This window comes from Roseateles terrae (genome assembly GCF_014192155.1).
Taxonomy (GTDB): Bacteria; Pseudomonadota; Gammaproteobacteria; order Burkholderiales; family Burkholderiaceae_C; genus Roseateles; species Roseateles terrae.
The window spans coordinates 542848-556157 of record NZ_JACHXO010000001.1; the positions used below are offsets into that span (position 1 = coordinate 542848).

General features: G+C 65.9%; 11 protein-coding genes. 6 read left to right on the forward strand and 5 right to left on the reverse strand.

Annotated features, from left to right (window positions below; translation table 11 throughout):
- The first annotated feature begins 246 nt into the window (after nt 1-246).
- Complete coding sequence (locus tag FHS28_RS02270; RefSeq protein WP_246409419.1) at nt 247-951, forward strand: TetR/AcrR family transcriptional regulator; 705 nt, start codon at nt 247-249, stop codon at nt 949-951.
- Between the two features lie 247 nt (nt 952-1198).
- Here the strand turns inward: FHS28_RS02270 and FHS28_RS02275 are convergent, their stop codons facing one another.
- Nucleotides 1199-2320, reverse strand: coding sequence for an ABC transporter substrate-binding protein (locus tag FHS28_RS02275; protein WP_088449282.1), 1122 nt, complete (start codon nt 2318-2320; stop codon nt 1199-1201).
- Between the two features lie 187 nt (nt 2321-2507).
- Here FHS28_RS02275 and FHS28_RS02280 point away from each other — a divergent pair, with 187 nt between their 5' ends.
- Nucleotides 2508-3458 carry a LysR family transcriptional regulator gene (locus FHS28_RS02280; protein ID WP_088449281.1) on the forward strand — a complete coding sequence of 317 codons (951 nt, stop codon included), beginning with the start codon at nt 2508-2510 and terminating at the stop codon, nt 3456-3458.
- Here the strand turns inward: FHS28_RS02280 and FHS28_RS02285 are convergent.
- The gene (locus FHS28_RS02285) at nt 3409-4827 is read right to left on the reverse strand and encodes an FAD-containing oxidoreductase (RefSeq protein WP_088449280.1); all 1419 of its coding nucleotides are present in this window, start codon (nt 4825-4827) and stop codon (nt 3409-3411) included. The two genes, FHS28_RS02280 and FHS28_RS02285, sit on opposite strands and share 50 nt — an antisense overlap.
- A 112-nt stretch (nt 4828-4939) precedes the next feature.
- Here FHS28_RS02285 and FHS28_RS02290 point away from each other — a divergent pair, with 112 nt between their 5' ends.
- From FHS28_RS02290 to FHS28_RS02300, 3 genes are all read left to right on the forward strand, one after another.
- Nucleotides 4940-5215 carry a metal/formaldehyde-sensitive transcriptional repressor gene (locus FHS28_RS02290; RefSeq protein WP_088449279.1) on the forward strand — a complete coding sequence of 92 codons (276 nt, stop codon included), beginning with the start codon at nt 4940-4942 and terminating at the stop codon, nt 5213-5215.
- Nucleotides 5216-5232: 17 nt separating this feature from the next.
- Nucleotides 5233-6342: an S-(hydroxymethyl)glutathione dehydrogenase/class III alcohol dehydrogenase gene (locus tag FHS28_RS02295; RefSeq protein ID WP_088449278.1), complete on the forward strand. Its 1110-nt coding sequence runs from the start codon at nt 5233-5235 to the stop codon at nt 6340-6342.
- Between the two features lie 91 nt (nt 6343-6433).
- Nucleotides 6434-7663 (forward strand): NAD(P)H-dependent flavin oxidoreductase, encoded by a 1230-nt coding sequence (locus tag FHS28_RS02300; protein ID WP_088449277.1) that lies wholly within the window; start codon nt 6434-6436, stop codon nt 7661-7663.
- On the opposite strand, the gene epsC is transcribed toward FHS28_RS02300, so the two are convergent.
- Nucleotides 7642-8571 (reverse strand): serine O-acetyltransferase EpsC, encoded by a 930-nt coding sequence (gene epsC / locus FHS28_RS02305; RefSeq protein ID WP_184294021.1) that lies wholly within the window; start codon nt 8569-8571, stop codon nt 7642-7644. The two genes, FHS28_RS02300 and epsC, sit on opposite strands and share 22 nt — an antisense overlap.
- A 169-nt stretch (nt 8572-8740) precedes the next feature.
- A complete protein-coding gene (locus tag FHS28_RS02310) occupies nt 8741-9094 on the reverse strand; it encodes a hypothetical protein (RefSeq protein ID WP_184294023.1) in 354 nt (117 codons plus the stop codon).
- Here FHS28_RS02310 and FHS28_RS02315 point away from each other — a divergent pair.
- On the forward strand, nt 9065-11338 hold the full coding sequence (locus FHS28_RS02315; RefSeq protein WP_184294025.1) for an aspartyl protease family protein: 2274 nt from the start codon (nt 9065-9067) through the stop codon (nt 11336-11338). The genes FHS28_RS02310 and FHS28_RS02315 overlap by 30 nt on opposite strands.
- A gap of 142 nt (nt 11339-11480) precedes the next feature.
- Here FHS28_RS02315 and FHS28_RS02320 read toward each other — a convergent pair whose 3' ends face one another.
- Entirely contained in the window at nt 11481-13304 is a 1824-nt protein-coding gene (locus FHS28_RS02320; protein ID WP_088449274.1) for a M4 family metallopeptidase, read from the reverse strand.
- Nucleotides 13305-13310: the final 6 nt, after the last annotated feature.

The window sequence follows — 13310 nt, forward strand, 5'->3', positions numbered from 1 at the left end:
TGGGGAATCATCTTATAGTGATGGCTATCGTTATGGTGCGGGTGTTGTCCTTGGGACAATCCCTGCACAGGACGAAAGCGCTGTGCCTGCCATACCTCACTGCGTGTCGTTGGCCTTCGCCAGCGATGGCTGGCCTTGGCTGGCGATCACTGGATGTCGCTGGCCCTCGCGGGCACTGGGGGGTCCGCGGATGGCGCACGCAATCCCAGGTATCCTCGACCTGACTGTCGCCTGGTAGTTTTTTGCATGCCTACTTCCCGCCGCAAGACCGTAGCCGCTGTTGCCCCTGGTGCCGCGCCCACGTCCATGTCCACGCCTGGGTCTTCCGCGGGGCCCGACCTGGCCACCAAGCTGCAACCCGCCCAGCAACGGGCCACGGAAACCTATGAGCGGCTGCTGGAAGCCGCGGCGCAGACGCTGATTGAAGTGGGCGTCGAGCGTCTCTCCACCAATCTCGTGTGTGAACGCGCCGGGGTGTCGCCGCCTGCGCTGTACCGGTACTTTCCCAATAAATACGCGCTGCTGCATGAGCTGGGTCAACGGCTGATGCAGCGGCAGAACGAGTGTGTGGCGCGCTGGATGTCCCCGGAAGTGATCCAGGGCGGCGTGCCGGCGCTGGAAGAGGCGCTGGCGGGCCTGCTGCTGGAGACGTATGAGGTGACGCGTCGCACCGAAGGGGGCGTTTGGATCATGCGGGCGATGCGCGCGGTGCCGGCATTGCAGGAAGTGCGGCTGGCTTCCCACGCAGCGGTGACGGAAGCGCAGACCCAGCTGCTGGTGAAGGCCTTGCCGGGCGCGAAGCGGTCCGAATTGAAGCTCGCCAGCCGGATCGTGGTGGAGCTGATCTACGCCACGGTTGAGATGCTGTTCGACGAGACGCTCAAGCCCAAGGACGTGGCGCGCATCGCCGCCGGCATGATGGCCAGTCATCTGCAGCGCGTCATGCCCTGATTCGTGCGCTGATTCGTGCGCTGATTGATGCGCTGATTGAAGCGTTGCGTCTCGCCCAGCCTGCGGCCTGACTCGTGACGGCGTGATGCGGTCGTCGATGCTTGCCCACGCGGCTCGAGCAAGCCTGGCGCGCAGCCATGAAAAAGGGGACTTCCTTTTGAGAAGTCCCCGTGGAGGGCGATCCGGTCCGTGACCGGATGCCTCGCGGTCGCCCGGTCAAACAGGGCCGCCGCGCTGCGCTGGATCTTCAGCGCACCAGACGTCCGCCGGATCCGAGGATGGCGAAGTCCACATACTTGGAGGTGGCCTGGCCCTTGCCGAAGCTCAGGCGGTGACCGCCGATGTCGGTGTCCATGCCGCGTTCCAGCGTGTCGGACAGGCCAGCGGCGGTCAGCGTGGCGCTGCGCTCCAGTGCCTTCGTCAGGGCCTTGGCAGCGATGAAGCCTTCCACCGAGCGGGCCGACAGGTCCGCATCCTTGGAACCCTGGCGCAGACGCGCATAGTCGCGCATCACTTCGCGGTCCTGGCGGTCATCGGTCGGCAGGGTGATCGAGAACGCGAAACCCCGCGCCTGATCCGGACCGAGCTTGGCCAGCAGTTCCTGCACGTCGATGATCGACATGCCATAGAGGCCGGCACGGCCGCCCGCGGCCTGATAACGCTTGGTGAATTCGATGGCGGCAGAGGTGGTGGCGGCCAGGAAGATGACTTCCGGCTGCTGCTTGACCATCTCATTCACGGCGGCGCCCACTTCGGTGGTGTTGCGGGCATAACCCGACTGCGCCACCAGCGTCAGCCCGTGGGCCTTGGCCGAGGCCTGTGCACCCGCCACGGCATCGCGCCCGAGGCCGTCGTCCTGGTACACCAGACCGACACGGGTGCGGCCCATCTCGCCCAGCTGCTTGAACAGACGCTCGACTTCCTCGCGATAGGTGGCCTTGACCGGATACATGTTGCGGGCATTGACCACGCTGGTGGCACCGGAAACGGCGCCGAGCATCGAGACCTTGCTCTTTTCCAGAATGCCGTCCTGCTTCAGCGCTTCCAGGTTGGTCGTGCCGATGGTGCCGATCAGTGCGGTGGGGTTGTCCTGCTCGATCAGTTCCTTGACCAGCCGCACCGTCTCTTCGGGCTTCTGGCCGTCATCACGGGTGACCAGCTTCAGCTTCTGACCCTTGATGCCGCCGCGGGCATTGACCTCGTCCAGCCAGAGCTTGGCACCGGCGCGGATCGCCTTGCCGGTGACCGCCTGCGGGCCGGTGAACGGGGCCACCTGGCCAATGACGATGTCCGCATGCGCGGCCGGAGCAGCGGCAAGGCAGAGCAGGGCGAGGAGGCGGCGAACGCGGGGAGCAAGAGCGAGATTCATCGGGGGGTCGTCTGAGCCGGACGGCTGAATGGGGTTGAGCTACTTTTCGTGACAAGCTTCACGAATTGTCGAGGTTGGCAATTAGGGTAATTGCGGAGTCATGCATGGTGCAGAACTCTTTGCTCAACGTAAAGCGATTCTTATTGCTTGTTGAATGCAAAAATACTGCATTCAAGAAAATCTCCCCATGGACATCACCCTCGCGCAGACCTTTCTCGAGATCGTGGCCTCCGGCAGTTTTGTGCGAGCGGCCGAGAATCTGCACATCACCCAGACGGCGGTCAGCGCGCGCGTGCGCACGCTGGAGGAGCACCTGGATGCCAAGCTGTTCGTGCGCAACAAGGCCGGTGCCACGCTCACCCATGCGGGTGAGCAGTTCACCCGGCATGCCGCGATGCTGGTGCAGATCTGGCAGCGTGCCCGCCACCAGGTGGCGTTGCCACCGGGGCGGGAATCCATCATCACCATTGGCTGTGAACTGAGCCTGTGGGATCCGCTGCTGCAGGACTGGCTGCTGCACATGCGCACGGCCGCGCCGCATCTGGCGTTGCGCACCGAGGTTGGACATTCCGATGCACTGATCGACCGGGTGGCCAGCGGCACGCTGGATGTGGCGGTCGTGTATGCACCACAACTGCGGCCAGGGCTGCGCATCGAGCTTCTGCTGGAAGAGAAGCTGGTGCTGGTGACGACCCGGGAGGACGCGACGCTGCGTCCCGAAGAGTATGTCTACGTCGACTGGGGCCCCGAGTTTGCGGCGCAGCATGGGCTGGCCTTCCCGCATCTGGTCAACGCCGGCATCAGCGTGGGCCTGGGGCCGCTGGGGCGCGAATACGTGCTGGCGGCCGGCGGCACCGCCTACTTCCGTCTGCAGGTGGTCACGCCTTATCTGCGTAGCGGTCGCATGCACCGCATCCCGGGTGCGCCTGAATTCCTGTATCCCGCCTATGCAGTCTTTGCCGAAGGCGCGGACATGGCGGTGGTGCGGCCGGCGCTGGAGGGTCTGCGTGCCGTGATGAATCCAGGCGGTGCCGCGATGACAACGACTACAGCGACGGCGACCGGGACGACTGCTGCGTCGACAACTGCTACGTCGGCGACTGCGATGCCTTCGCCGCCTCCGCCGGCATCGGCTTGAGCGACTGCAGCACCGTCGGCAGCAGCTCACTCACGGTGGGGTGGATGCGCACGCCGCCCTGGACAATCTCCGTATACGGACGCCTGGACGCCATCACATCCAGCAGCGACTGGATGGCCTCGTCCCCATCGACACCCAGCAGCGTCGCACTCACAAGCGCCCGCGTTTCGGCATCCACGATCAGCTTGATGAAGCCCGCTTCCTCACCTTTTTCCACCGCGCGGCCCACGCGTGACATCGGCCGTGTGCCGATCAGCGCCGGGCGACCGCTCTTGCGCACCTCCTGCTCACTCGGCCCGATGCGGGCCAGCGGCGGATCGGTGTAGAGCGCATAAGCCACCAGCCGGTCCTTGATGCTGCGGCTGGCGCCACTGAAGAGGTTGTCCGCCAGCACCTCGAAGTCATTCCAGGCGGTATGGGTGAAGGCGCCCCGTCCATTGCAATCGCCCAGGGCCCAGATGTGCGGCACGTTCGTCTGCAGCTGGTCATTCACCCTGATATAGCCCCGCTCGTCCGTGACCACGCCAGCGCGATCGAGCCCCAGATCGTGGGTGTTGGGTTGCCGTCCGGTGGCGATCAGCACATGGCTGCCGAGCAGTCGCGGCTCACCTTCGCTGCAATTCACGTCCACCGCGATCCCATCGCGCGCCGGCGCCAGACGCACGCACTCCGCCCCGGTGCGAATGCCGATGCCTTCGCCCTCCAGCAGTTGCTGCAGCGCCTGGGCGACGTCGGCATCTTCCTTGGGCACCAGCTGTTGGCCGCGCTGCACCACCGTCACCTCGGCGCCAAAGCGCCGGAACATCTGCGCAAACTCCAGGCCGATATAGCTGCCGCCCACCACCACCAGATGCCGGGGCAGGCGGTCCAGCTGCATGATGCTGGCATTGGTCAGCCACGGAACGTCCTCCAGTCCCTCCACGCCAGGCTGCGCGGGCCGTCCGCCGACGTTGATGAAGATCCGTTCGGCCTGCAGCCGGCGTTGGCCGACCCGCACGGTGTGGTCGTCCTCGAACTGCGCATGGCCCATGATCAGCTCGACCTGGCGCATGCCCCGCAGCCACAGGTCCACGCCCTGGCGGGACTTGCCGGCGATGCGGTCCTTGCGCGCCAGCACGGCGGCCAGGTCCACCTCGGCGCCGGCCGGCACCCGCACGCCCCAGCGCTGCGCCTGCTGCACCACCCAGGCCGCGTGCGCGCTGGCCACCATGGCCTTGGTGGGGATGCAGCCGGTGTTGACGCAGGTGCCGCCCACGCGGCTCCGCTCGATCACCGCCACCCGCCATCCCGCCTGGGACATGCGCTCGGCCAGCGGCGGTCCGGCTTGACCGGCGCCGATGATGATGGCGTCAAACGCGGTGGCTTCCATGCGGGTCCTTCGAGAGCGGGAGGACCCCGAGCCTAGAAGCATCGGGCGGGTAACGCAAGGCATGGCGGATGCAGCGCTTGACCATACCCCCAGGGGGTATACACTCCGGCCCATGCCACATGCGCTAGAAGACAAACGCAAGGCCCTGCTGCGGGTGCGCCGCATCCAGGGGCAGACTGAGGCTTTGGCGCGTGCGCTCGAGGCCGGCGAAGACTGCGGCCCGGTGCTGGTGCAGCTGGCCGCCATCCGTGGCGCCGTCAACGGACTGATGTCCGAAATCCTGCAATCGCATATCCGGGAAGAGCTCGGGGCCTTGCCGGAGGCGGATGATCGGCATGCCCGGCTGGCCCAGGACATGACCACGCTGGTCCGCACCTATCTCAAATGAACCAGAAAGGCTCCCCCATGAAATCACGTGCCGCCGTTGCATTCGAAGCCGGCAAGCCGCTGCAGGTCGTTGAAATCGACGTGGCGCCGCCCCAGAAGGGCGAGGTGCTGATCCGCATCACCCACACGGGCGTCTGCCACACCGACGCCTTCACCCTCAGCGGGGACGATCCCGAAGGCCTGTTCCCGGTGGTGCTGGGCCATGAGGGCGCGGGCATCGTGGTGGAAGTGGGCGAGGGCGTGACCAGCGTCAAGCCCGGCGACCACGTCATTCCGCTCTACACCGCCGAATGTGGTGAATGCCTGTTCTGCAAGTCCGGCAAGACCAACCTCTGCGTGGCGGTGCGCGCCACCCAGGGCAAAGGCGTGATGCCGGACGGCACCACCCGGTTCTCTTACAACGGCCAGCCGCTCTATCACTACATGGGCTGCTCCACCTTCAGCGAGTACACCGTGGTGGCGGAGGTGTCGCTGGCGAAGATCAACCCGGATGCAAATCCGGAGCAGGTCTGCCTGCTGGGCTGCGGCGTGACGACGGGCCTGGGCGCGGTGAAGAACACCGCCAAGGTCCAGCCGGGCGACACCGTGGCAGTGTTTGGCCTGGGCGGCATCGGCCTGGCGGTGATCCAGGGCGCCAAGCTGGCGCAGGCCGGTCGCATCATCGGCATCGACACCAATCCGACCAAGTTCGAACTGGCCCGCGTCTTCGGCGCCACCGACTGCGTCAATCCCAAGGACTTCGACAAACCCATCCAGCAGGTCATCGTGGAGATGACGGGGTGGGGCGTGGACCATTCCTTCGAATGCATCGGCAATGTGAACGTCATGCGTGCCGCACTGGAGTGCGCCCACCGTGGCTGGGGTCAGTCGGTGATCATCGGTGTGGCCGGCGCGGGTCAGGAGATTTCCACCCGTCCGTTCCAGCTGGTCACCGGCCGCACCTGGAAGGGCTCGGCCTTCGGGGGGGTCAAGGGACGTTCGCAGCTGCCCGGCATGGTCGAAGAAGCCATGCGGGGTGACATCCAGCTGGCCCCGTTTGTCACCCACACCATGCCGCTGACCGACATCAACGAAGCGTTCGACCTCATGCACGAAGGCAAGTCGATCCGCTCGGTGGTGCACTTCTGAGGCCCCACCGCTGCGTCTCTTGATTTAGTGCAAGGACAGGCGGCAGGGCCGCTGGCAGGATGGCCCGCTTCATGACTGAATCGGCCTGTCCATGTCCAGCACCCTGTCCCTGTTCGACCGTCTCTCGCTGGCGGGTCTCCAGCCACTGACGCTGGCCGGTCGGCAGCTCCTGCCCATCGTGCAGGGCGGCATGGGCGTGGGCGTGTCGGCGCACCGCCTGGCGGGCAGCGTGGCCGCGCAGGGCGCCATGGGCACGATTTCTTCAGTGGACCTGCGCCGTCACCATCCCGACCTGATGGCCCAATGCAGCAGCGCCGAGGTCGGCAACGACCTGGAAGCCCGCAAGACCGCCATCGTGGCCGCCAATCAGGTGGCGCTGGCGCGGGAGATCCAGCGGGCGCGCGAACTGTGCAAACAAAGCGGCCTGCTGGCCGTCAACATCATGCGCGCGGTGAGCGACTACGCGGCTTCGGTGCGCACGTCGCTGGAGCAGGGCATCGATGCTCTGGTGGTGGGCGCCGGTCTGCCGCTGGAACTGCCGGACCTGGCCAGCGACCATCCCAAGACCGCGCTGATTCCCATCCTGTCCGACGCGCGCGGCGTGTCGCTGCTGTGGCGCAAATGGGAACGCCGCAAGCGGGTGCCGGACGCCATCATCATCGAACATCCCGGCCATGCCGGCGGCCACCTGGGCGCTGCGCGGGTGGCGGATGTGACCGACAGTCGCTTTGATTTTGAGGTCGTCATTCCCGCCGTGCGGCAGTGGATCCGGGACGCCGGCATGGAGGGGCGGGTGCCGCTGATTGCTGCCGGCGGCATTCGCCGCTGCGAGGACATCCAGCGGCTTCAATCTCTGGGCGCAGATGGGGTCCAGATGGGCACGCCCTTTGTGGCCACCCATGAATGCGATGCCCACCCCGAATTCAAGCGGGTGCTGGCCGAAGCGCCGGACGAGGCGCTGGTGGAGTTCACCAGCGTGGCGGGTCTGCCGGCGCGTGCGGTGATGACGCCCTGGCTGCGCAAATACCTGGGCGCGGAGCCACGCCTGCAGACCGTGGCCCAGCTCAAAAAGCACTGCACCATGGCCTTCGACTGCCTGGCGCAATGCGGCCTGCGGGATGGCCTCAAGGGCTGGGGCCAGTTCTGCATCGACCAGCGTCTGGCCGCCGCACTGCGCGGCGAGGTGGACAAGGGGCTGTTCTTCCGCGGCAAGGGGGCCTTGCCGTTCGGCTCACAAATGGCGTCGGTGCGGGAACTGCTGGAACGTGTCCTGACCCCCGGTGTTCCGACGCCTGCGGTTCAGACCAGCCCAGGCACCTGACTCTGCGAATTGGCCTGGCTGACGTGGCTGCCGGGCTCCACGCTGCGGGTCAGCCACACATTGCCGCCAATCACCGAGCCCTTGCCCAGCGTGATGCGGCCGAGGATGGTCGCGCCGGCGTAGATCACCACATCGTCCTCCACCACCGGATGGCGAGGCGCGCCTTTGCGGATCTGGCCTTGCTCGTCCGTGGGGAAGCTGCGGGCGCCCAGCGTCACCGCCTGGTAGATCCGCACCCGCTCGCCGATCACGGCGGTTTCACCAATCACCACGCCGGTGCCGTGATCGATGAACAGGCCCGGCCCGATGGTGGCACCAGGATGAATGTCGATGCCGGTGCGGCTGTGTGCCAGCTCCGCCACGATGCGCGCCAGCAGCGGCACACCGAGCTCATAGAGCTTGTGAGCCAGCCGATGGTGAATCATGGCGGCGATGCCGGGGTAGCACAGCAGCACTTCGTCCACGCTGCGCGCGGCGGGATCACCCTGGAAGGCGGCCAGCACATCGGCGTCCAGCAGGCGACGGATCGTGGGTAGCTCGCGGGCGAAATCGCCGGTCACCTGATCGGCACGTGCCCATGCGTCGGGATCGGCCGGATGGGCGCCGCTGGCGGACGTCAGCTCCAGCAGCACCTGCTGGCGCAGTGCTTGCAGCTGCGTGTCCAGCGTGTGGCCGATGTAGTAGTCCTCCGCTTCCGGCCGCAGGCTTGGCGGTCCCAGGCGCAGCGGGAACAGCACGCCGCGCAGGCCCTGCACGATGCCGTCCAGGATCTCGGTGGATGGCAGCTCGCGGCCCCTGGGCTCATGCGGCCGATGATGTTCCCGCCAGTCGTGACGGGCCGCCCGCAGGCCGGCGACCACCTCGTCCAAAGGCCAGTCGCCGCCGAGGCGCTTGGGGGCATTGCTCACGCTGGAATCCTCACTGCCGTCGATCGGCGTCAAGAGAAGTCGGAAGGGATGGGGAGCAAGCCTAACAAACAAAAAAAACCCAGGCCGAGGCCTGGGCAAGCTGCTTAGGGAAGCAGGAGGTAATCGTTGCGTCTGCCGGACGTCCGGCAGGCGTGGTGTCCGGGGCGGCTCAGGCCGCGCAGGCAATCACATCAAACAGTTGCAGGCGCGGCGCGCGGATGACCAGATGGGTGGGCATCAGCACCGGCGGATTGGCAATGGCCACCAGCACCAGGTCGCTGCCCAGCTGCAGGGCGGTCACGCCGTCCTCGCCGCTCCAGCGCACCCGGCCGACCAGGCAGACGCGGCCTTCCTCTTCGAAGATCGCTTCGTCTTCTTCCCGGCTGCCAGCCACTTCATATCCCCAGGTCAGCACCCCGGGGATGGCCAGTTCCACCTGTCGGCGTGCGCCTTCTTCAGGTCGCAGCCCCACCCATTGGGCGGTACCCCAGCCATGTGGCGACTCGAAAGTCACCGTCGACATGCTGCCGTTGAGTTGCCGAAACTGATGAAGATGAACCTGCATGTCCCATGTCCTGATCGCCGGGATCGGTCCCGGTCTGTCCATGGGTGTGAACTGTCGCAGCCAGCCGTTTCATCACCGTTTCACGACGCAACCGGCGGCGGCGCGGCAGGGACGGCGACGGACACGCCCTCTTGCGGGGGTCTGGCGGCATCGATGCGCTTGGCGCGATACTGGGCCGGGAGTCTTGGTCAACACCACCGAATGTTCAGGGAGGACAAGGTGTTACAACAACAAGTGTCGGCGGCGGACGCAGATTCAAGGGCCTCGGCGGGGCGATTCTGGTCGCGTCTTCTGCATTGGCGCGCGCCATGTCTGGCCGCGCTGCTGGTCGCTTGTGCGCCCGCCACCTGGGCGCAATGCGTGATGGAGAACATGGAGATTCCGGTGCGGATCGTCGGGAACCGCCCGATTGCCATGCTCACGCTCAATGGGGTCGAGGCCCCGATGCTGGTGGACTCGGGCGCCTTCCACAGCATCCTGTCGCCGTCGACGGCTGCGCGGTTGAACCTGCCCCTGCGCCATCTGCCTTTCGGCATGGACATCGAGGGATACACGGGTGACATCGAGGCCCAGCTCACCCGCGTCGAGCGTGTCGGCCTGCGCGGTGCCGAGATGAAGAAGGTCGATTTCGTGGTGGGCGGCAGCGAGCTGGGCAACGGCATCATGGGGATCCTGGGGCGCAACATCCTGTCAGCCATGGACACCGAATATGACTTTGCTCATGGGGCCATTCGGTTGTCCAACCCGGGCAAGGACTGCAGGTCGGCCAATCTTGCGTACTGGGCCAATGGTGCGCCGGTGGTCACGGCGGAACTCAAACGCGGCAGGAACAGCCGTGACACGACCATCCGCCTGGATATCGCGATCAATGGCAAGACCACCGAGGCGCTGCTCGATACCGGCGCGCCCGTGACGGTACTCACGCTGAAGACGGCCAAACGCGCCGGCATTGCAGTCGACAGCCTGGTCGCGAACGGCTACTCCAGGGGCGCTGGCGAAGGGCGGGCGAAAAGCTACCTGGGCATGGTGGATACCTTCGAGCTGGGCGGCGAAAAGATCAGCAACGTCAAGATGTCGATCGACGATAACGACGTGTTCGATTCCGGCATGTTGCTTGGCCTGGACTACTTTCTGGCCCACCGCATCTATATCTCGAAGTTGCAGGGGAAGTTTTACGCCACATGGAATGGCTCGCCGATCTTTGCCGCGCACAAGGGCATGGCCATGAGGGAGGAAGACCTCCAATACGCGGCCCGGCCGGATGATGTGCAGGCCGACAATCCCGATGCACTGGCCCGTCGCGGCAATGCCTTCGCCGCCAATCGCGAGCACGACAAGGCGCTGGCCGACTTGAACCGGGCGATCGAACTGGCGCCGACGGTGGCTGGGTACCGGCTGGACCGGGCGCATGTCCTGCTGGCGCAGTCTCATCCTAAAGAGGCGCTGATGGACCTGGATGAGGCGCTGCGTCTGGATCCTGCACAGGCGGACGCGCGGGTCATGCGGGCGCAGTTGCGGGTGCGGCAGCGCCGCGGTGCGGACGCCCGGGCAGATCTGGAGGCCCTGGATGCGCAGCTGACGCCGTCCGCGCCGCAGCGGATACAGATGGCGACGATGTTTTTCGTGATGGGTCGGCTGCCGGAGGCCATTCGTCAGTGGAGCCTTTGGCTGCCGACGCACGAAAACGACCATGACTACCCGACCGCCATGAACAACCGCTGCTGGTCGCGGGCGCGGCTGGGGGTGGATCTGACGATGGCGGTGAAGGATTGCGAGGCGGCGATCGGCAAGGATGAAGCGAACGCGGCCTATCGCGACAGCCTGGGGTGGGTGTATTTGCGGCTGGGTCAGCCTGCACAGGCTCGCAAGGCGTTTGATGCGGCGCTGGAGCGGGATGCGAAGTTGAGCTTCGCGCTGTACGGGCGGGGACTGGCGCTCTTGCAGCTGAAGGATGCTGCGGGGAGCCAGGCGGACCTCGCGGCGGCTCGTCAGGCGAAGTCCGATATCGACACGCGGGTGCGCCGCATGGGATTTGAGGTGGCGCCGGATGCGCCGGTGGGGGCGGCGCCCGATGCAGCGAAGGCGCCCAAGGGGCCGGATGGGCGCGAGATGCCCAAAGCGGGGGCGGCGGTCGGGGAGCCTTTGGAGGCCGAAGATCCGGCCTCGGAGGCATCCAGAGGGACACAGGCGCCATATCAGTGAGGCCTGCTGAAGGTCACTTCATCCCGGACCGGAACGACGGTCACGATCACCGGCGAGCGGATGAGCCCTAACAAAAAAGCCCGCAGGTCCATGTCCCTGCGGGCTTGCATCAGCCTCAGCGCTCGCTGAGGACCGATTCAGCTCAGTACGTGGCGACCAGCGAAGCGCCGCTCACCGTAGCGTAGGCATTCAGCAGGATGTAGTAGGTGCCCGCCGTCGTCGCCGACACCGTCACGCTTTCTGCATTCGTGCTGCCTTCCGACTTGCCGTCGTAGGTCGTTGTTGTCGGCGCCGAGCCGCGGCGGACGTAGATGTCGCCGTCGCCCGTGCCGCCCGACAGCTTCACCACCAGGCTGGACCGGCCGGAAGGCACCGTGATGCTGAACAGACGGGTGGCATTCTTGGTCAGGCTGATGCCGGTCACCGGCACCCCGGTGGAGAGCACCGTCGTGGTTGGCGTGGTGCCGCCGCTGCAGCTCACGCCCACCGCCGCGAATGCCTTGGTCACATCCGCCGTCACGTAGCCGCGCGCCGTGGCTGCCTTCTCCACCCCGCAGGCACCCTGGGCAAAGGTGCTGTTGGGCGTCCAGTACAGCCGGTTGGCGTCCACCATCACTTCAAAGGCCTTGCGGGTGTTCCAGCCCGCCGTCTTGGCCAGGGTGTAGAACGCCTTGTTGTACACGCCGCTGGAGTAGTGGACATCCAGACCGCTGGTGTACTTGCTGGCGTTGTCGATGGAACGGCCATCCCGCGTCGGGTCCGCGAAGTAACGCAGCGCGCCGCTGCTCTTGAAGATCTCGGTGCCCACCAGCCAGTCATTCACGCCATTGCGGGCGTAATACTCGGCTGCTTCACCTGCCATGTCGGAGAAAGCTTCATTCATGCCGCCCGACTGGCCGGAATACACCAGTCCCGAGTTCTGCTCGGTGAACCCGTGGCTCACTTCGTGCGCGGACACGTCCAGCGACACCAGCGGATAGAAGGTGGTGGCGCCGTCACCGAAGTACATCGCGGTGCCGTCCCAGAACGCGTTCTCGTAGTTGCTGCTGTAGTGCACCTTCATGTAGAGGGTCTGGGAAATCGGCCGCAGGTTGAACCAGTCCCGGTACATGTTGAAGATCACGTTGCCGAAGAAGTGGGCATCGTTGATCGGCGAGTACGCGCCGTTGATCTGCTTGTACTCATTGCGCGGGCAGGTGAACTGAAACGGCGTGCTGCCGCTCGTGCCGCCATTCAGGTTGACGGTGATCACATTGTTGTTGGTGTTCATCTGGCAGGTGTCGGTCACCTGCAGCGCGGGATAGTTGGTCCCGTATTCATACTTGCCAGTCTTGGCATTGCCGCCGGGGCCGGTGGCGTCGCGGTGATTCAGGCCTTCCCAGCGCTGCAGCACCGCGCCGGAGTTGGCGTCGATCATGAAGTGCGGGCGGCTCGGCTTGCTGCGGTCATGGCGCACAAAGGACACCAGGTAGAACAGCTGCGCCTTGTTGCTGTCGTCCAGCTTGATGTAGAGCTTGACCTGCTCGTTTTCGGTGATCGTCGCGTTGACCGAGCTCTTGGCCATGGTCAGCACGCTCGCGGGCGAGAGGCTGGGCTGCGTGGTGTTGAGATCCTGCTGGATGTCGGTGACGAGGCTGCCCGAGAAGCGGGCGGCGCTGACGCCGGGGTCGCGGTGTTCCACCACGGCTTCACCCCAGATGGGCACACCTTGGTAGTACTGCTGGTGCCGGGTGATGACGCGGCCATTCGGATAGAGCTGGCTGCGCACCGCCTGCAGATCGCTCGGGGCCAGGCCCAGCGCGTTGGCCGCGGCTTGCGGGCCGCTGGCAGCGGTGGCGGTTTGCAGAGTGCTGACGGGGGTACTGTCGTCCAGGGTCACGCGGTTTGCGGCCCAGGCCTGGCAGGTGGCGGCGGCCGCAACGGCCAGGAGGCTGGCCTGCAGGAAATGAAGGGATGCCTTCTTCATAGCGGT